This is a genomic window from Motilimonas sp. E26 (assembly GCF_021278025.1).
Lineage (GTDB): Bacteria > Pseudomonadota > Gammaproteobacteria > Enterobacterales > CBDFNC01 > Motilimonas.
The window spans coordinates 88847-108699 of sequence record NZ_JAIBHJ010000001.1 but is presented as its reverse complement, the minus strand read 5'-3'; the positions used below and the strand labels follow the sequence as shown (position 1 = coordinate 108699).

Annotated in this window: 14 protein-coding genes; 9 read left to right on the top strand and 5 right to left on the bottom strand. The window is 43.8% G+C overall.

The window, feature by feature from the left end; translation table 11 throughout:
- The gene (locus tag K1M91_RS00500) at positions 1-348 is read right to left on the bottom strand and encodes a CidA/LrgA family protein (protein WP_232799594.1); all 348 of its coding nucleotides are present in this window, start codon (positions 346-348) and stop codon (positions 1-3) included.
- Positions 349-510: 162 nt separating this feature from the next.
- Complete coding sequence (locus K1M91_RS00495; RefSeq protein WP_232799593.1) at positions 511-1050, bottom strand: hypothetical protein; 540 nt, start codon at positions 1048-1050, stop codon at positions 511-513.
- Between the two features lie 201 nt (positions 1051-1251).
- Here K1M91_RS00495 and K1M91_RS00490 point away from each other — a divergent pair, with 201 nt between their 5' ends.
- Positions 1252-1674 (top strand): hypothetical protein, encoded by a 423-nt coding sequence (locus K1M91_RS00490; RefSeq protein WP_232799592.1) that lies wholly within the window; start codon positions 1252-1254, stop codon positions 1672-1674.
- An 83-nt stretch (positions 1675-1757) separates the two neighbouring features.
- Here the strand turns inward: K1M91_RS00490 and sbcB are convergent, their stop codons facing one another.
- Positions 1758-3185, bottom strand: a complete 1428-nt coding sequence (sbcB, locus tag K1M91_RS00485) for an exodeoxyribonuclease I (RefSeq protein ID WP_232799591.1) — start codon at positions 3183-3185, stop codon at positions 1758-1760.
- A gap of 155 nt (positions 3186-3340) precedes the next feature.
- On the opposite strand from sbcB, the gene K1M91_RS00480 reads away from it, so the two are divergent.
- The 7 genes from K1M91_RS00480 to K1M91_RS00450 all read left to right on the top strand — a co-directional run bounded on the left by K1M91_RS00480 (position 3341) and on the right by K1M91_RS00450 (position 18332).
- On the top strand, positions 3341-3757 hold the full coding sequence (locus K1M91_RS00480; RefSeq protein ID WP_232799590.1) for a CBS domain-containing protein: 417 nt from the start codon (positions 3341-3343) through the stop codon (positions 3755-3757).
- 134 nt (positions 3758-3891) lie between these two features.
- Positions 3892-7773 carry an ATP-dependent RNA helicase HrpA gene (gene hrpA, locus K1M91_RS00475; protein WP_282561051.1) on the top strand — a complete coding sequence of 1294 codons (3882 nt, stop codon included), beginning with the start codon at positions 3892-3894 and terminating at the stop codon, positions 7771-7773.
- A gap of 483 nt (positions 7774-8256) precedes the next feature.
- Positions 8257-12795 carry a glutamate synthase large subunit gene (gene gltB, locus K1M91_RS00470; protein WP_232799589.1) on the top strand — a complete coding sequence of 1513 codons (4539 nt, stop codon included), beginning with the start codon at positions 8257-8259 and terminating at the stop codon, positions 12793-12795.
- Entirely contained in the window at positions 12795-14264 is a 1470-nt protein-coding gene (locus K1M91_RS00465; protein WP_232799588.1) for a glutamate synthase subunit beta, read from the top strand. The genes gltB and K1M91_RS00465 overlap by 1 nt, the downstream gene beginning before the upstream one ends.
- A gap of 93 nt (positions 14265-14357) precedes the next feature.
- Positions 14358-15044 (top strand): tRNA (adenine(22)-N(1))-methyltransferase TrmK, encoded by a 687-nt coding sequence (locus K1M91_RS00460; RefSeq protein WP_232799587.1) that lies wholly within the window; start codon positions 14358-14360, stop codon positions 15042-15044.
- A gap of 50 nt (positions 15045-15094) precedes the next feature.
- Positions 15095-15574, top strand: a complete 480-nt coding sequence (locus tag K1M91_RS00455; protein WP_232799586.1) for a DUF2947 domain-containing protein — start codon at positions 15095-15097, stop codon at positions 15572-15574.
- Positions 15575-15701: 127 nt separating this feature from the next.
- Positions 15702-18332 (top strand): ExeM/NucH family extracellular endonuclease, encoded by a 2631-nt coding sequence (locus K1M91_RS00450; protein WP_232799585.1) that lies wholly within the window; start codon positions 15702-15704, stop codon positions 18330-18332.
- An 85-nt stretch (positions 18333-18417) separates the two neighbouring features.
- On the opposite strand, the gene K1M91_RS00445 is transcribed toward K1M91_RS00450, so the two are convergent.
- Positions 18418-18894: an acyl-CoA thioesterase gene (locus K1M91_RS00445; protein WP_232799584.1), complete on the bottom strand. Its 477-nt coding sequence runs from the start codon at positions 18892-18894 to the stop codon at positions 18418-18420.
- A 188-nt stretch (positions 18895-19082) separates the two neighbouring features.
- Here K1M91_RS00445 and K1M91_RS00440 point away from each other — a divergent pair, with 188 nt between their 5' ends.
- Positions 19083-19478 carry a cytochrome b562 gene (locus K1M91_RS00440; protein ID WP_232799583.1) on the top strand — a complete coding sequence of 132 codons (396 nt, stop codon included), beginning with the start codon at positions 19083-19085 and terminating at the stop codon, positions 19476-19478.
- Positions 19479-19541: 63 nt separating this feature from the next.
- Here the strand turns inward: K1M91_RS00440 and K1M91_RS00435 are convergent, their stop codons facing one another.
- A complete protein-coding gene (locus K1M91_RS00435) occupies positions 19542-19796 on the bottom strand; it encodes a TIGR03643 family protein (protein WP_232799582.1) in 255 nt (84 codons plus the stop codon).
- Positions 19797-19853: the final 57 nt, after the last annotated feature.

Below are 19853 nucleotides of genomic sequence, written 5' to 3'. Positions count from 1 at the left end.
TTAGTCTCTTGGATTTATTCGTTGAAAAACATGGCCAACAATCGCCATCACAATAAAGGTGCCAAAGGTAATACTGGCCAATAATGCTGGCCATTGGGCAATGACTAAATCAAAGTAATTAATTAATCCCACACCAATCGGGATAAACAGCAGGGCCATGTATTTTAACAAATAGTGTGCGCCAGGCTGAACCCAATGCACTTTAACAACCCCAGTATTAAAGCCAATAAATAGCACAAGCATGCCGATGATACTGGCTGGAAAATTAAACGGAAGCAGATAAGCAACTGCTTTTCCACCAACTAAAGCAAGCAAAATAATGGCAAATGCTCGAACAATTGAAAACATAACAAAGCGTCTTTCAACAAAGGAGAGAGTGATTGTATAAGAGTCGTGGCTGCTAAGCGACCCGATAATGAATAAGCGAGATTAAGAAAGTGTCATCTCATCGGTTAATTTCTGTTTGCTGTTAACGTTTTGAGCAAAATTAGCCTTTGAGATATAGCGTTTTTAGTATTTTAGTTCAACCCCTAAGCTAAATTGGCTGTCACCATAGCCGGGTATTTGCCCTGTACTGTAAAGGGTTTTAACTTGAACGTCGCTATCGACGTCAAAGCTCATGCCAAAGCCAACTGCGATATCTTCTTTCTTTTGATTGATCTGCTTATTCTGACTGTAAAACTCGTACATGGCTTGAGTGTGCGACATTTGACTAAAAGCAATACTATTTTTATCGTATAGCTGACCGAAAACTTCAAATTGAAAATTGTTGCTTGGAGTAGATATTAAAGGTAAAGCCACTAAATCATAAAGGGTGGTGTCGTTGAATGAGCTGCGCGTGATATCTGTGGTGAGTTGCGTTTTATTGTATACCTTAGCGAAGGTATTAGATAAGTCCTGGTATGTGCTTTTAGGCAAGTTAAGTAAGTAGCTTTTGGTTTTTAGAATTTTTGCGTTAAAGCTGTCGCTTTCGTTCGCACTAGCTTGTGAAGATGCCGCACTGAAAACTAACAGCGCCGCACAAGATAATGTGTATTTTAGATTACTCATGGTTAACTCCCCATATACCATGACATCAATATACACAAGGAGTCGGATAAAAAAATATCAGCTTAGTGATTGTTTGAACAGGATCTGTCAATTGGATCACAAATGAGTGAATTTTGCGATCTGGCGGCATACTTTCCATTGTTCTTAACGCTGATTTTTTATCATCATTACTTAAATTGATGAAATTAGGTATTAATATCTATGCTAGCCAATATTTTTTCACTGCGCTCAGTTAAAAGCCTACTATTTTCGTGCCAACTGATGATTGTGTTATTGCTTTCGATAAGTAATGTGGGTTGCATTAACAATATCAACAACTTAAACAAGTCTGATTTTGATATTGAGGCATTAGATGAGCAAGGCTTACTTAATGGCGTGGCGGTCGATTTTGAATTTTGCGTGGCAAATAGTAAGGCTGTGATGGCGCAGATAGCGGCTCGCTATCCTAATTTACAATTTATGACCAGCAGCCCTGGGCGCATAGGTTGTCACGTTCAAGAAGATGGTCAAGGGGAGCAAGTACTGGTGATCGGCTCCACGCTGGTTCCACAATACCGAGAACATTTTAGACGGCTGCTGGCGAGTGATGAAATCACGGCTGTTAAGCGGGTTTATTGGGAATAATTGGTCGTTAAAATAGTTTTGAGTGCAACGTAAATGCACTCAAAAACGTGATCGCTAATCGTTAATTAGCTAGTTGTTAAAAGCTATAACTCACTGGCGTATTGATGAAGCGCCTTGATTATTTTGCACTTGCCTTCATGTTGCTGATGCTCAAGATATAAATCTTCCAACTCACTTATGAATTTAGGGCCTTGCTGGTCGAAGTAGGCTTTACAATGATGTTGCCAGCGCACTAGTTCCTCTTCATTTAAGGTATGTGGGAAATTACGGGCCCGATAACGAAATAGCATTTCAGGTAAGCGCGGATCTGTAAAGTTAAACTCCATTGCCGCTAAGTTAGTCGGGTCAGCATCGCGCACCACGGTTAGTAAGCTTTTATCACCTTGACTCAAAAATCCTCCCGAGTAAATCATACAGTCAGGATCTTGTGTTTCATTTGGCGTGGGTGGTTGTTGATATACTTCAACCAGTTTTTGTTTCAGCTCAGGGTGTTGCGTTAATAAATTGAGTGATTGACGGCATTGTTGGCGGTCAATACCTAACTCGTCAGCCCGTTGCTCGGTGAGTGTTTTGGCGGTGGCAATCACCGGACATTTATTAGTGTGCAACAGTTTTAATGCGGGCCTTGCGATGCCTTCTGGTAAGTCTTCCGTTTTACTGTATAAATAACGCTGAATTTCTGCCACGCTCATATGCAATAGGGGGCTTAGGTCTTTGTTGAGGTCCACCAGAATAACGGCATTGCGATTGGTTGGATGCCAATCAATGGCTTTTACGTAAGAAGCGCAGCCTTGTAGTGCTGGAAACATGCCAGATACATGCACCAAAGGCGCTTGTTTAATTAAAGACTGGTTAATGATTTCACCGACTTTTTTCTTGTTGCGCAAATTGAACAGATAATCGTATAACTTTGGTTGCGCTTGCTTGATTAACTTAGCCATGGCAATGGTGGCTCGAACATCAGATACCGCGTCGTGGGCACTTTCGTGACTGATGCCATTTTCTTTGGTTAACAATTCTAGGCGAAATGAAGGGACGCCTGAGTCTTGGTCAACGACCCAACTAATGCCTTCAGGGCGCAGCGCATAACAAGCGCGCACCATATCAAGAATGTCCCAGCGAGAATTACCGTTCTTCCATTCACGCTCGTAGGGGTCGTAAAAATTTCGATATAAACAATTACGGGTCACTTCATCATCAAATCGAATATTGTTGTAACCAACCACACAAGTATTAGCTTGGCTCATTTCATTGTGAATTTGCTTGATAAAAGTTGCTTCGTTTACCCCTTTTGCCATGGCGCGTTGTGGGGTGATCCCGGTAATTAAACAAGCCATGGGTTGTGGTAGGTAATCACTTGGCGGCTGACAATAAATCTCGACGGGATCGGCTATTTCGTTTAAGTCGTAATCCGTGCGGATTGCGGCAAATTGCGACGGTCGGTCGGTGGCTGGGTTAAGGCCAAAAGATTCATAGTCGTGCCAAAGCAGAGATGGTGCAGGGTCTATCATGCAAGTCACTTGATTTAAACAGTTAAAATTTATTTGGCATCATACCTGAAGTCAGGACGTGAGATGATAATTTCTACTCAATTCGTTAACAAAATCTGTCATCAGCGATAATTACAGCTAATCTTAAAGATAGAAAGTGTGCAGGGAGAAGCGTTATGGAACAAATTACCATTGCTAGTTATATGAATAAGCGGCCAGTGACATTTACAGTGGACGATCCCGTCGCTCATGCGGTCGAAAAATTACTGCGTTCAAATCAAATTGGTGGGCCTGTATTAGACGCAGAAAAGAAAGTGATAGGCTGGATTTCGGAGCAAGATTGCTTGAAAAAAATGATTGAGTCCAGTTACCACTGTGAAAGTGCTGCATTGGTTGAAGATATGATGCGTACAGATGTGTTGTCGCTACCCGTTAACGCCAGTATTTTAGATGTCGGTCAACAAATGTTACAGCAAAAACCTAAGGCGTATCCCGTAGTGGACGAAGGACGATTAGTGGGCATTATTACTCGTCGCGACATTCTTAAAGCGATTGATGTGCATCTATCGGCTTGTTACGTTAAAACAGCTTAATGAGGCTTAGTGCAGCTTATTAGTTGGCTGTATTGGGGCATCGCTTTAATTTAAAGGGCTTAACGGCCCTTTGTATTTATCAATTTCTTGATTTCTGCTAGCATCGGCGACCTAAATTTCATGAGGGCCGAGTTTTGTCAGACGCAGTTAACGCACTTAAACAGCAAATTTCCCTTTGTCTTAAAAAAGATCAGTTTCGTTTGTTACGCCGCATGGATGGTGCGCTGAAAAAATCCGCTGGCCAAAACAGCGATAAAATCCTCGAAAAAATAGCGCAAGATGCCAAGCGATCGAGTGCTATTCGCCAATGGCGCAGCGACAACCTACCTAAGGTTACTTACCCCGAAGCATTACCCGTAACGCAAAAACGTGAAGATATAGCGAATGCCATTCGCGATCACCAAGTGGTGATTATTGCCGGTGAAACTGGCTCAGGTAAAACCACGCAAATTCCAAAAATATGTTTAGAGCTTGGCCGCGGTGTGAATGGCTTAATCGGTCATACTCAACCAAGACGCTTAGCTGCACGCAGTGTGTCAAATCGTATTGCTGAAGAGCTCAACAGTGAGCCGGGCAAAACCGTAGGCTATCGTGTGCGCTTTACTGATCAGGTGAGTGACGAAACTTATATCAAGCTCATGACCGATGGTATTTTGCTGGCCGAAATTCAGTCCGATCGTTTTTTGAATCAATACGATACCATTATTATCGATGAGGCCCATGAGCGCAGTTTAAATATCGACTTTATTTTGGGTTATTTAAAGCGTTTATTGCCTAAACGCCCAGATTTAAAAGTGATCATTACATCGGCGACCATCGATCCGGAGCGTTTTTCAAATCACTTTAATGACGCCCCGATCATTGAAGTATCGGGCCGTACCTTTCCTGTTGAAGTGCGTTACCGTCCTCTTGAAGATACGGATGGCGATCAACTTGATGGCATCATGGAAGCGGTAGATGAATTGGGCCGTGAAAGTAATGGCGATATCCTTATCTTTCTTAACGGAGAGCGAGAAATTCGAGATACCGCTGACGCGCTGCAAAAACGTAACTTACGTCATACCGAAGTGCTGCCCTTATTTGCGAGGCTAAGTGCCGCTGAGCAAAACCGGATATTTGCCCCCCATTCGGGTCGTCGTATTATCTTGTCGACCAACGTGGCGGAAACGTCTTTAACGGTGCCGGGGATCAAGTATGTGATTGACCCAGGGACGGCGCGTATCAGCCGTTACAGTTATCGCACCAAAGTACAACGCTTGCCTATTGAGGCGATATCCCAAGCCAGTGCGAACCAACGAAGCGGTCGTTGTGGTCGTGTCAGTGAAGGTATTTGTATTCGTTTATACAGTGAGGATGACTATAACAACCGCAGTGAATTTACCGATCCGGAAATACTGCGTACTAACTTAGCCTCGGTTATTTTACAAATGCTGGCATTGGGCTTTGGTGAAATTCAAAAGTTCCCATTTTTACAGGCCCCCGATGCGCGCAACATTAATGACGGTATCAAATTACTGGAAGAGCTTGGCGCGGTTAACAGCCAAGAGCGTGACCCAAGAAAACGCCTAACCATGATCGGTCAGCGTCTGGCTAAACTGCCTGTTGATCCACGTTTAGCACGAATGATATTAGCGGCGCAAGATTTTAACTGTGTAAATGAAGTGATGGTGATTTCGGCGGCATTGAGTATTCAAGATCCGCGTGAACGGCCGCTGGATAAGCAGCAAGCTTCTGATGAAAAACATCGCCGCTTTCACGACAAAGACTCAGACTTTTTAACTTTTTTAAATCTTTGGCAATACCTCAAAGAGCAGCAAAAGTCCTTGTCTGGTGGTCAGTTTGGCAAAATGTGTAAGAAGGAGTTTTTAGCCTACATGCGGGTGCGTGAATGGCAAGATATTTACACTCAGATCAGGCAAGTGATCAAAGAGCTCAATATTCCCATTAACACAGAGCCTGCAGACTACGATGCCATTCATTGTGCGTTGATCCCAGGCATGTTGTCTCACCTTGGCTTTAAAGATAAAGACCAAGAGTATTTGGGCGCGCGTAACAGTAAATTCTTTTTATTTCCCGGCTCAGGCTTATATAAAAAGCAACCAAAATGGTTATTGGTGGCTGAGCTGGTTGAAACGTCGAAACTTTATGGCCGCATTGGCGCACGCATTCAGCCGGAATGGATTGAGCCACTGGCGCAACATTTAATTAAGCGCAGTTACAGTGAGCCCCATTGGTCGAAAAAACAGAATGCGGTCTATGCCCTTGAAAAACAAATGCTCTACGGCATTCCTGTGGTGGTTAACCGCAAAGTATTATATTCCGACATTGACCCTCAATTATGTCGTGAGTTATTTATTCGCAGTGCGCTAGTGGAAGGCGAATTTGACACTAAGTTTGAATTCTTCAAGCAAAATCAAGCGTTGCGTTTAGATATTGAAGAGTTAGAGCATAAGTCGCGCCGCCGCGATATCTTGGTTGATGACCAAGTATTATATGAATTTTACGATAAAAAAATTCCCCAAGACGTGGTGTCAGGCACGCACTTTAATGCTTGGTGGCGTAAACAAAGCAAACGCTTGCCGGAATATTTAAACTTTGAGCGTGAGCAAATGATGGCGCATGACGCCGAGCACATCACCGGCAATGCTTACCCAGATTTTTGGCACCAAAGCGGCTTTAAATTGAACTTGGATTATCACTTTGAGCCTGGCGCAGCCGATGACGGTATTACCCTTAATGTACCATTGGCAATTATTAACCAGTTAGAAGACAAAGGTTTTGATTGGTTGATCCCCGCGCTGCGTGAAGAGCTGGTGGTAAGTTTAATAAAATCATTACCTAAATCACTGCGCCGAAATTTTGTCCCGGCGCCAAACTATGCCAGTGCCGCGTTAGCGAACATGTCACCAGATGATGGCCGCTTAACGGACAGTTTAGCAAAACAGCTGCTGCGCATGACGGGTGTGCGAGTGGAGCCCGATGCGTGGGATCTCAATGCTATTCCTGAGCACCTGCAAATGAAATTTAAGGTGCTCAACAAAAAGGGCAAGGTACTCGCTCAAGGCAAGCAGCTAGGTGAATTGCAATTGCAATTACAAGGCGAAGTACAACAAGCCTTGTCGACAGTAGCGGATAAAGGCATAGAAAAAACGGACATTGTGGAGTGGAATTTTGGCGAACTCAAAAAAGAGTTTGTTAAAGATCACGGTGGTTATGAGGTGAAGGCTTTTCCTGCGCTGGTGGATAAACGCAGCAGCGTGGCCATTGAGTTATTTGACAGTGAGGAGAGGGCGCGACAAGCCAGCCGTATCGGCATGCGCCGTTTGGTGTTATTAAATGTACCTTCACCGATTAAGTACTTGCAAAAATCGTTGCCAAACAAAGCCAAATTGGCCATGTACTTTACGCCATTTGGTCAGGTAAAAGACTTGATTGATGATTGTATTGCCGCTGCTGTTGATACCTTGTTGGAAAAACGCCCACTGCCAAGAACTGAGCAAGAATATGAGCAAGCAAGAGAGCTTGTTCGCGCTGAGCTAAACGAGCAAACCTTAGCCATTGCTAATGTGGTTGAGAAAGTGCTAACCGCTGCCAGTAGTGTTAACAAAAAGTTAAAAGGCAAGGTGGGGTTAGATATGATCATGGCCCATGGTGATATTAAATCGCAACTAGAGGGCTTAGTTTATAAAGACTTTGTTAGTGACATTGGCTATAGCAAGTTGCCGGATATTGAACGTTATTTAAAAGGGGTTTTACGCCGCTTAGAAAAACTGCCAATTGACCCCAGTAAAGATCGCTTGCATACCTTGGAAATAGAAGGGCTGCAAGCCCAGTATCATTCCATTATCAAAAGCTTACCTAAAGGCGCTGCGATCCCAGAGCAAGTGGTTGAGTTACGTTGGATGCTCGAAGAGCTGCGGGTATCTTTGTATGCTCAGCAACTAGGCACCGCTGTGCCAGTGTCAGCCAAGCGAGTAAGAAACCTGATCAACGAAATAAACGAGTCGCTTCGTTAGCCTACCTTAAGAAAACTTACACATATTAGACTTTAGTCTAGTGTGTGTAAGCTGCTGATATGTAAATTTTATTTACTAACTCGTGAATATTAATTCACATTTAGTGAGCATATATGTAAAATAATTCTGCTATTTTACGGCTAAACGCTAACTTAGAGTGGCTTTTAGACGGCTAAAACGGTAGGATACCTGCGAAAAAAGGCCAGCATATGGGCTTTTTTCAAAATAATAAAAAATATATAAGAAAGTGATGTAAATCCCATCCTTATTAAACCGCAGCGGTTATATCGAATAATTATCTGTGGAGATTGGTTTGCGACAGTGAAAGGATTTTTCAACTGTGGGCAGACTTTTTAGGAATTCACACCGAAATCCGGACGAAGTCCGATAGCTGTAAGTAGGTGTAAAAATTTCAAACAATAAAAGCTTGGGCAAATAATCGCCTTGGTTGGCTTTTGCCTGTTTAATTGGAAGGACGTGTCTATGACAAATAGAGAACAGAGCGCACAGGGTCTATATGTGCCAGAAATGGAACACGATGCATGTGGTATCGGATTTGTTGCTCATCTAAAAAACCGTAAGTCTCATGAGATTGTAACGCAAGCCCTAGACATGTTAGCTCGTATGGAGCACAGGGGTGGACAGGGTTGCGATCCTTGTAGTGGTGACGGTGCAGGTATCTTACTGCAAAAACCACATGAATTCTTAGTTGAGCAAGCGCTTAAAGAAGGGATTACTCTTCCTGCATTTGATCAATACGGCGTGGGTGTTGTGTTGTTTCCACAAGATGCAAACCAGCGTCAGCAGTGTCGCGAAATTTTAGAGCGTAACGTAGAACGTTTAGGCTTGAAAGTAATTGGTTACCGTGAACTGCCAACCGACAACTCTATGTTAGGCGCGGATCCATTAAGCACCGAACCGCATTTTGAACACGTATTTATTACCGGCGGCGCGGATTGTGACCCAGCGGTACTAGAGCGTAAATTATACGTGCTACGTAACTACACAGTACGTATCTGTTTAGAGTCTGTTTCTGGTATTGAAGACAACTTCTATATCAACTCGTTCTCTTACAAAACGATTGTTTACAAAGGTCAGTTAACCACTGAACAAGTACCACAGTACTTCCTTGATTTACAAAACCCAGGCATGGTAACGGCACTGGCGTTAGTACACTCTCGTTTCTCAACGAACACATTCCCAAGATGGCGTTTGGCTCAACCATTCCGTTACATCGCGCACAACGGTGAAATTAACACTGTTCGCGGTAACATTAACTGGATGAAGGCGCGTGAAGCGATCCTTGAGTCAGATTTGTTCAGCCAAGCTGAAATCGACATGCTACTACCTATCTGTAAAGACGGTATGTCAGATTCAGCTAACTTCGACATGGCATTAGAATTAATCGTATTGTCTGGCCGTTCATTGCCACACGCATTAATGATGATGATCCCAGAAGCATGGCAAGAAAACAAAAACATGGATCCTGCCCGTCGTGCTTTCTATCAGTACCACGCGAACATCATGGAACCATGGGACGGCCCTGCATCAGTTTGTTTCACTGACGGTGTACAAGTAGGTGCAACATTAGACCGTAACGGTCTGCGTCCATCACGTTACACTGTGACTAAAGATGATTTCCTAGTGATGGCTTCTGAGTCAGGCGTGGTTGAAATTGCACCAGAAAATGTTGAATACCGTGGTCGTTTACAACCGGGGCGTATTTTTGTTGCTGATTTAGAGCAAGGCCGCATTATTTCTGATGATGAAGTAAAAGACGGTATTGCAAAATCTAAGCCTTATGAGCAATGGATTAAAGATAACCTCATTACCTTAGACTCACTACCAGCAACAGCAAATAGCTACGAGCAACCTGCTGCTAACGTATTGTTGCACAAGCAACAAGCGTTTGGTGTTACGTCTGAAGAATTGAACGAAATCATTGTGACCATGGCAGGCACCGCAGGTGAGCCACTAGGTGCAATGGGTGCTGACTGGCCTCTAGCCGTGCTATCTCACCAGTCACAGCATTTATCACACTACTTTAAGCAATTGTTTGCACAAGTAACTAACCCGCCAATCGATCCGATTCGTGAGCGCATGGTTATGTCACTTAAGACTTACTTAGGTAAAGACCAAAACTTATTGGCTGAAACCCCTGAGCACTGTCATAAGATTGAACTTGAGTCACCGGTTCTATCTAACGCGCAATTGGAAAAAATTCGCAGTGTTGATCACAAACATTTACAAGCTAAGACACTAGATATCCTATTCACCGCCAACGGTGAACCTGGCATGCTAGAAAAAGCGATCAATAAAGTTTGTCGTTATGCACAAGATGCAGTTGAGGAAGGTTACTCAATCATTATCCTTTCTGACCGCAACGCTAACTCAGATCATGCCGCTATTCCAGCCATGCTGATTACTGGCGCGGTACATCACCACCTTATTCGCAATGGCCTACGTGCTAAAGCTGATATCGTTGTTGAGACGGGTGATGCGCGTGAAACACACCATTTCGCTACCTTAATCGGTTACGGTGCAAATGCAGTTAACCCTTACTTGATCCTTGAGACCATTGTTGAGCTGCAAAAACGTAAGAAATTGGATCCAAGTGTTGCTGCTGACAAACTGTTTGAAAACCTACGCAAAGCGGTAGATAAAGGTCTATTGAAGATCTTCTCTAAAATGGGTATTTCAACGGTTCAGTCATACCACGGTGCACAAATTTTTGAAGCCCTAGGTGTGAGCAAAGCCGTTGTCGATAAGTACTTCACTGGCACCGTGACACGTATCCAAGGTCTGTCTATTGATGACATCGCAAGCGAAACCTTAGTACGTCATCGCTTTGCTTACCCACTACGTGAAATTCCGGTTAAAACACTGGATGTAGGCGGCGTCTATCAATGGAAACAACGTGGTGAGAAGCACTTGTTTAGCCCTGAGACTATCTCATTGCTACAACAGTCTACGCGTAACCGTGATTACGGTATGTTCCAGCAATACGCTGACGCAGTAAATGCACAAGGCGACAACGCGGTGACACTGCGTAGCCAATTTGTATTTGACCAAGCTCAGCTAAAACCAATTTCAATTGATGAAGTTGAATCTGCTGAAAACATCCTAACGCGTTTTGCTACTGGTGCGATGTCGTTTGGCTCTATCTCTCACGAAGCGCACTCAACCTTAGCGATTGCGATGAACCGTATTGGCGCTAAGTCAAACTCGGGTGAGGGTGGTGAAGACCCAGTACGTTTTGAACCTAAAGCGAACGGTGATTGGGAACGCTCTGCAATCAAACAGGTTGCTTCAGGTCGTTTCGGTGTTACCTCTTACTACTTGACTAACTGTGATGAAATCCAGATCAAGATGGCACAAGGTGCTAAGCCAGGTGAAGGTGGTCAGCTTCCAGGTCACAAGGTTGATGACTGGATTGGTGCTACACGTCACTCAACACCGGGTGTAGGTCTTATTTCACCACCGCCGCATCACGATATTTACTCAATCGAAGATTTAGCGCAGCTGATTTTTGATTTGAAAAACGCCAACCGTAAAGGCCGCGTTAACGTTAAGTTAGTATCAGAAGCGGGCGTGGGTACCATTGCATCAGGTGTAGCGAAAGCGAAAGCAGACGTGGTACTGATTGCAGGTTATGACGGTGGTACTGGTGCATCACCTATTTCATCTATTCGCCACACGGGTCTACCGTGGGAACTTGGTCTAGCTGAAACACACCAAACGCTATTGAAAAACGGTCTGCGTAACCGCATCGTGGTTCAAGCTGATGGTCAGATGAAAACACCGCGCGATTTAGCCATTGCCACACTATTAGGTGCGGAAGAATGGGGCGTAGCGACTGCAGCACTTGTGGTTGAAGGTTGTATCATGATGCGTAAGTGTCACTTGAACACCTGTCCTGTTGGTATCGCGACACAAAACAAAACATTACGTGACCGTTTTGATGGCCGTGTTGAAGACGTTGTTACTTTCTTCCAATACATGGTGCAAGGTTTACGTGAAATCATGGCTGAGCTAGGTTTCCGCTCAATCAATGAGATGGTGGGTCAATCACACATTCTTAAAGTGCGTGAAGACATCAAACACTGGAAATACAAAAACCTAGATTTGAGTGTTGTATTGCATAAAGCATTACCACGCGACGAAGACGGTATGTACAAGCAACGTGACCAAGACCATGGCTTAGACACGGTACTTGACCGCAAGCTGATTGAAGCGGCGCAACCGGCCCTACTTGAAGGTAAAGCGGTTAACGCTGAGTTTGACATCATCAATACTGACCGTTCAGCCGGTACTATGTTGTCTAACGAAATCTCTAAAGTTTACAAAGACAAAGGCTTACCACAGCCAATGCATGTGAAATTTAAAGGTAGCGCGGGCCAAAGCTTAGGTGCATTCCTAGCCAAAGGTGTGACGTTTGAAGTTGAAGGTGACGCAAACGACTACTGGGGTAAAGGTTTATCTGGCGGTACGTTAGTACTGTACCCAGATGCGAAATCGACCATCGTTGCCGAAGATAACATTGTTGTTGGTAACGTGTGTTTCTACGGTGCAACCTCAGGTGAATCTTTCATTCGCGGTATGGCAGGCGAGCGTTTCTGTGTTCGTAACTCTGGCGCCAAAGTGGTTGTTGAAGGCATTGGTGACCACGGTTGTGAATACATGACTGGCGGTGTTGCGATTATCTTAGGTAGCACAGGACGTAACTTTGCTGCGGGTATGAGTGGCGGTGTGGCATACGTTTACGATGTTAACGGTGACTTTAAGTCTAAGTTAAACGACGAACTGGTAGACCTAGACCCACTAGAAGCTGAAGACGTTGCTTTACTGAAAGACATGATCACTAAGCAACATAAGCTAACAGGCTCAGAAGTAGCAGAGCGCTTCTTAAACGACTTTGAAACAAGTCTTAAGAAGGTGGTTAAAGTGATGCCACGAGATTACAAAGCCGTTTTACTAAGAAGAAAAGCGGAAGTAGAGCAGAAAGAAGCGGAGGCCGTATAATGGGTAAGCCAACTGGATTTCTAGAACATGGTCGTGAACTGCCAGGAAAGGTATCAGTTCAAGAGCGTATTAAAAATAACGATGAGTTTGTCAAGGATGCTGAATTCGGCGCAAAAATCCAAACACAGGCTTCTCGTTGTATGGACTGTGGTGTGCCTTTCTGTCACAGCGGCTGTCCAATCGGTAACATCATTCCTGAGTTTAATGATGCGGTTTACCGTGACAGTTGGGAAGAAGCTTGGGATATCCTAAGCTCAACCAATAACTTCCCTGAATTTACGGGTCGTGTATGTCCTGCTCCTTGTGAAAGCTCTTGTGTATTGGGGATTAACCAAGACCCAATCACTATCTGTAACATTGAGAAAAACATTGTTGAAACGGCGTACGCTAAAGGCTACGCCAAGCCAAAGACACCAACATCACGCACCGGTAAAACCGTTGCTATCGTTGGCTCTGGCCCTGCTGGTTTAGCGGCTGCCGAGCAGCTTAACAGCGCTGGTCACACGGTCACTGTGTTTGAACGTGATGAGAAAGTGGGTGGTCTACTGCGCTTTGGTATTCCTGATTTCAAACTTAGCATGGCGGTTATCGATCGTAAGATTGATTTAATGGCACAAGCAGGTGTGAAATTTGAAGTGAATGCGCATATCGGTGTTAACGTCGATGCTAAGCAACTGCGTGCAGACTTTGATGTGGTATTGCTAACAGGTGGCTCAACTGTGCCACGCGATCTGCCAATTCCAGGTCGTGAGCTAAAAGGCGTACACTTTGCCATGGAATTCCTTGGTCAAAACAACCGCCGCGCTAACAACATGGATCTTAAGGGTGAAGAAATTCACGCCAAAGACGACCATGTAGTGGTTATCGGTGGTGGTGATACTGGCTCTGACTGTGTGGGTACCTCTAACCGTCATGGCGCAGCAAGTATTACCCAAGTTGAAATCATGCCGATGCCACCAGAGAAGCGTACCGAGAATATGCCTTGGCCTTCTTACCCTATGATCCTTAAAACATCGACTTCTCATGAAGAAGGTGTGGATCGTAAATGGTCTATCCTAACTAAAGAGTTTATCGGTGATGAAAACGGTAATGTTAAAGAGTTAGTGGTTGCGGATATCGAATGGGAAGAAGCTAAACCAGGTCAGCGTCCAGGCTTTAAAGAAATTGAAGGTTCAGTACGTTCAATTCCTTGTACTAAAGCGTTCTTGGCAATGGGTTTTTTACACCCAGAGCCAACTGGCGTGATTGCTCAGTTAGAAGTTGAACTTGATGAGCGTGGAAACGTTAAAACCGATGGTTTCCAAACCAGTCAAGCAGGTGTATTTGCAGCGGGTGACATGCGTACAGGTCAATCTTTAGTGGTACGTTGTATCAATGAAGGTCGTGAGTCTGCACGTGCAATTGATGAATTCTTAATGGGTAACACCAACCTAGAATGTATCAATAACTCACTGATGCGCTCAGCATAAAATAATTTTAAGTAACACCAGTTCCAATTTTGCCAGTCCGAAGGGACTGGCTTTTTTGTTTCTGGCGCTATCTTTTAATAGGAGTTGTGTTGAATGAAGCTGAGTAAGCGATTAACTGCGATTGCTGACCATGTGAATTTAGCTTACCCACATATTTGGGACTGTTGTTGCGACCATGGCTATTTGGGACGCGTTATTCTCGATAAGGTGCTAGAGCAAGAAAAACCAGCCAAGGTACATTTTGTCGATTGTGTTGCCAACATTACCGCGCCATTGCTCTCGAAATTACAGCAACAAGGTATTGATAGTCGATATTGGCAAGTACATTGTATTGATGTGGCAGATTTGCCATTGCAGCCATTAATCAACCAACGCCATTGTGTGGTCCTTGCAGGGGTGGGGGGAGAGCTTACTTTACAGCTAGTTACGGCATTACTGGAGCAGTTTCCAGATCACGATATTGAATTTGTGCTTTGCCCTGTGCACCATCAATATGCACTGCGCCAAGGTTTGATAGCGTTAGATTTAAAATTAGTGGCCGAGCAGTTAATTGATGAAAATGGTCGCTTTTATGAAATTCTGGTAGTTAATAAGCAAGGCCAACACAGATTATATGAAGTGGGCAGTTTGATGTGGCAACACACAGAATCAAGACATTTAGCGTATCTTCAAGCAAAAATTAAGCATTATCAGCGTTTAGGCTTGGGTGGGCAGTCGAGTACAGGTATCATAACTGCTTATCAGAACTTGTTAGCTAACCTTGATTCGCCATTAAAATAGAATTGAACTAGCGCATTAACAGCAAGTGTATTTCTAAGATTGGAATTGTTATGAGTTATATTGCTTTAGCTGAACATAAAAAAGCGTGGATCTTCAATCGTCAAGATCTGCCGATTAGTGACCAAGATAAAGCCCAAATTAAACCGATGCAAGCAAGCCGCGCGGCGAACTTTTGGAACATGACCATCAGTAAACAAGTTGATCACCCTGATTTTTTTAAAAAAGGTGATTGGCCATTTGCAATGCAAACCTGGCATGACCAAGGTGAGTGGGAGACGGTGTGGGACAGTGATGAAACCGCACTGCCTGAAATGATAACCGATCATCTTAATTGGCAAGGTAACACCACGGTTTTTTTCTGTAGTGACCGCTACAGTATTATTGAAACCACTTGGGAAGTGTTTCAACGTTGTTGGAAAAACTTTTTATTTCTCGACGACGGTACCTTGCTCATCGGCAAAAAACGTGAACAAGTGGTGCAATTTATGTCTAATGGCACGTTTCGGATTGGTGTTAAGCCTGGCTCGTAACGTCCTAATATCACAACCATTATTTATAAAATTATTAATACCTGTCGCTAATTCTTCACTCATTTTGCATTTTTTTGTCAACGGTTGTTATTAGTGTTCCTTGCTCTATTAAAGCAAGGAGCACAAAATGAAACGCCTAAGTTTATCCAAATTCGCTTTATTAACCGCTGTATTTACAATAAATGCACAGGCGAATGTCCTTTTTACTGAATATATTGAGGGCAGTGGTAACAACAAAGCCATCGAATTAACCAACCTTTCCACCACCGCCGTCGACTTATCTGAGTTTCAAGTTACTCTTTTTTCTAATGGTAAAACCACTGCTACGGTAAGCCAACGTTTATCTGGCATGCTTGCCCCTGGTGCAAGTTATGTGATTGCTAACGCTCAAGCCCAATCTGAACTAAAAGAGAAAGCGCAGCTTTTATCGGCTGTGACCAACTTTAATGGCGATGATGTTTTAGTGCTTAGGCAAAATGACTTGACCATCGACCGGTTTGGTCAAAAAGGAACCGATCCGGGCAGTGCTTGGGGTAATTCAAACATTAGTAGCAAAGATCGCACGCTACGTCGTCTTGAACAAGTACAACAAGGTGACACTGATGAGTTAGCTGATTTTGATTTATCGCTGCAATGGCAAGAGTTCAGTAAAGATGATTTTGCAGGACTCGGTTGCAGTGGCTTAACCTCTTGCTCTGACACTGGCACCCCAGTGGTGACTTTAGGGGAGTGTGGTGATGTGGCCACGCCCCTTAATCAAATTCAAATTGCACAAGATACTAGCCCATTTAAAGGTAAAACGGTCGAAATTGAAGGCGTCGTGACGGCTGCGTTGCAAGGCAGTGATCAGATGGGTGGCTTTTATGTGCAAAGTTTAACCGGCGATCGCGGTCTATTTATTGCCAATGCTGAATACAATGTGAGTCCCGGTCAACACGTGCGCTTATTGGGCGATGTGGCCGAGGTTTACGGTAATACCCAGTTAAATGACATTCAAGGCATGCGTGATTGTGGTGAGCAGGTTGTGCAAGCGGCTGACCTAACTCTGCCATTAGACCAATCATTAGAGTTACTTGAAGGGCAAATGGTCACACTGAACCAGCCTCTTCACGTTACCTTAGATTATAACTTCAGTCGTTATGGTCAAATTTGGTTATCGTCAGGTAAAGTGTTCCAGCCAACCGATCGCTACCCAGCCAATTCTAGCGAAGCGATTGACTTAGCTAAATTTAATAAAACAAATATGCTGTTAGTCGATGATGGCTCTAGCAAACAAAATCCAGAATTAATCCGTTATTTCCCGCAATTATCTGCTGAGCAGCCACTGCGTAGTGGTAGCCAGGTTAATCAAGTTACTGGCGTCATTCATTACGCTTATGGTCAATATCAGTTGATCCCAACTGCAGATATTGAATTTATTGATGCCAATCCAAGAGCCGCGCAACCTACCTTAACTGAGCGCGGTAACCTAACGCTAGCAAGTTTTAATGTGCTTAATTATTTTGTTAATTTAGCCACCGAAAAAGGCTCGCCATATCGCGGTGCTAACTCTGCTATTGAGCTTGAGCGTCAACGCGACAAAATTTTCTCAGCCCTGCAAGCCATTGACGCTGATGTGTTTGGTTTAATGGAGCTTGAAAATAATGGCTTTGGCAGTGACAGTGCAATACACGACCTAGTCAGTGGCTTGAATAATCAATTGGGCGCAAATCAATATGATTATATCCGCCCTATACAAGACCGTGCCGGGGCCGATGCGATTACCGTGGGCATTATTTACAAACCTAGCCAAGTGAAGCCAGTGGGCGATGTTGTCTTGTTAACGGCTTATCCATTTGATGAGCAGACACAAAAACACCGTATCCCAATGATCCAAACCTTTGAGTATTTGGCTACAGGTGAACAATTCACCGTTGCCGTGAATCACTTCAAATCGAAAGGCAGCAGCTGTGACAGTTTAGGCGACCCTGATTTGGGCGATGGCCAAGGTAACTGTAATGGTTTACGCACCGATGCCGCAGCAACGCTGGCGCAATTCATCAATGAGAATATTGGCGGTAATGCAGTATTAATGGGTGACTTTAACGCTTATAGCCAAGAAGACCCCATGCTGACTTTTGCCGACTATGGCTTTAATACTGTTACCATGGCCGAAGATTCGTATTCTTACTATTACGATGGACAGGCTGGCAGCTTAGATCATGGTTTAGTTAACGAGGCGCTGGCTGGAAAATTGGTGGCAGCAACGGATTGGCATATCAATGCCGACGAGCCAAGAGTGCTAGATTACAATGTTGAGTATAAATCTGACGCACAATTACAGCGCTTCTATGCACCCGATGCTTATCGTTCATCCGACCATGATCCTGTGGTAATGTCATTTGCACTAGAGCCTGCCAAGGCGAAAGTAGAATTTGCGCAAAGTGATCTTTGGCTGGATGAATCAGCGGGAATGATAAAAATTCCAGTCAAGCAAATGGGTAAGCTATTAGGTGCTAAGGCAACCGTGCATTTTGAAACGCACTGGGGCACAGCCGAGGGATGGAGTGATTACACTAGCCCATATTGGGGTCGATTAGTATGGCTGCCACAGTCAGAAAATGGCGCTAAACCAGAGCAGCAGTTTATTGAATTGACCATTAACGATGATCAACTTGTTGAAGGTATAGAAAACTTTACGCTGAACTTGGTTTACAGTGAAGGTGTAGCATTAGGCAAGCAACAACAGTTAACGGTACATATTAGAGACAATGACTGATAGTAGTGACAGCCAATAATTAGTCATTAATAAGTGAAGGGAGCAGTGGATACGCCGCTCCCTTTAATTTTAATTCACCAGCATATCATGCCACGTAAATTTGCATCTCTTCGCCAATTTTCTTACGCATATCCATTAGCTTAATAGCGGTATCGTGTTGACGGATATCTTCTTCTGTTTCCGGTACCCAAGTCGGTACACGAGCAGATTGACCAAACTCATCAACGGCAACCATGATCACGATACAGTGAGTGGTGAGGCGACGGTTAAGTGATTTTGGATCGCAGGCAATCACTTCAAGGGCTATATGCATTGACGATTTACCAGTGTAAATAACCTTAGCATTTACCTCAACTAAGCTACCCACTTGGATTGGGGCCACAAATTTAATGCCACCTGCGTAAGCGGTGACACAATATTTACCACTCCAGCCTGCTGCGCAGGCATATGCCGCTAAATCTATCCACTTCATTACGGCGCCGCCGTGAACCTTACCGCCAAAATTTACATCTTGGGGCTCGGCTAAAAAACGTAGGGTGATGTCTCGTTGTGGGCTTTCCATTGAATATTCCTTAAACATGCAGATTGTTACAGCAAATCTGATCTCTGGTTGCAGTTTATGCACTGAGTTTAAAACTGCAATCACTATATTGATTATGATCAAATCTGTAATAGAGTGGGCGAATGATTTACACTCTGACGCGCTAGGTTATTAGCACTATTTCCGTTTAGAAAAATTAGGGTAAAAAAATGAAGCGCTTTAATGCATTGCTCGTAGTATTTGGCTGTTTATTATCAGGTTTGGCGTTGGCAAACAGTAGTATTGATTTAGAAGCTACGATGAAAAAAATGAAGTTTGAAATTAGCCAAGCGTATAAAACAGAATCAAAAGATGAGTTTAAATCTCATATTACTTCTTTCAGTCAATTGCTTCAGCAGGCTAAAGCATACTCTTTTCCACCTGAGCGTAAGGACGTTTCAATGGAAGGGCTGAACAAGGTTTCCGCAGTGGTAGAAAAAATTACCCTTGAGATGGACGATAAGCCTTTGCCTGAGTTGAAAGCACATTTACGTGACATTGATGACTTAAGAAAGGAATATCATAAAAAGAATAAGCCCAGCTTCTGGGAAACTCTTTTTAGCTAAGGTTAATTCTAGCCAAGCTTTTCTTAAACGCAGCTCATTGTGCTGCGTTTTGCATTTAGTCGATTACTTACCCCGAGAGTGCTTATATTGTGTTGGACAGTAGCCTCTATCTATTTCACCACTGCGCAGGGCAAGGTGTTTGGTTTTGCGGCCACTGACTCTTTGGCGCCAGTTTTTAAAGCTGCGCGATGTCAGTTGTTGCCGCATAAGCTTGATTGTTTCTGGCTCGGTTAAACCATAAAGGCCATGAATCGCCTCAAATGGGGTTCGGTCTTCCCATGCCATTTCAATGATGCGAGAAATATCAACGTTATTCATTCTATTTACCAAAATTATTGACTTATTGTGCTTACGTTATGACCTGTGGATTGGATT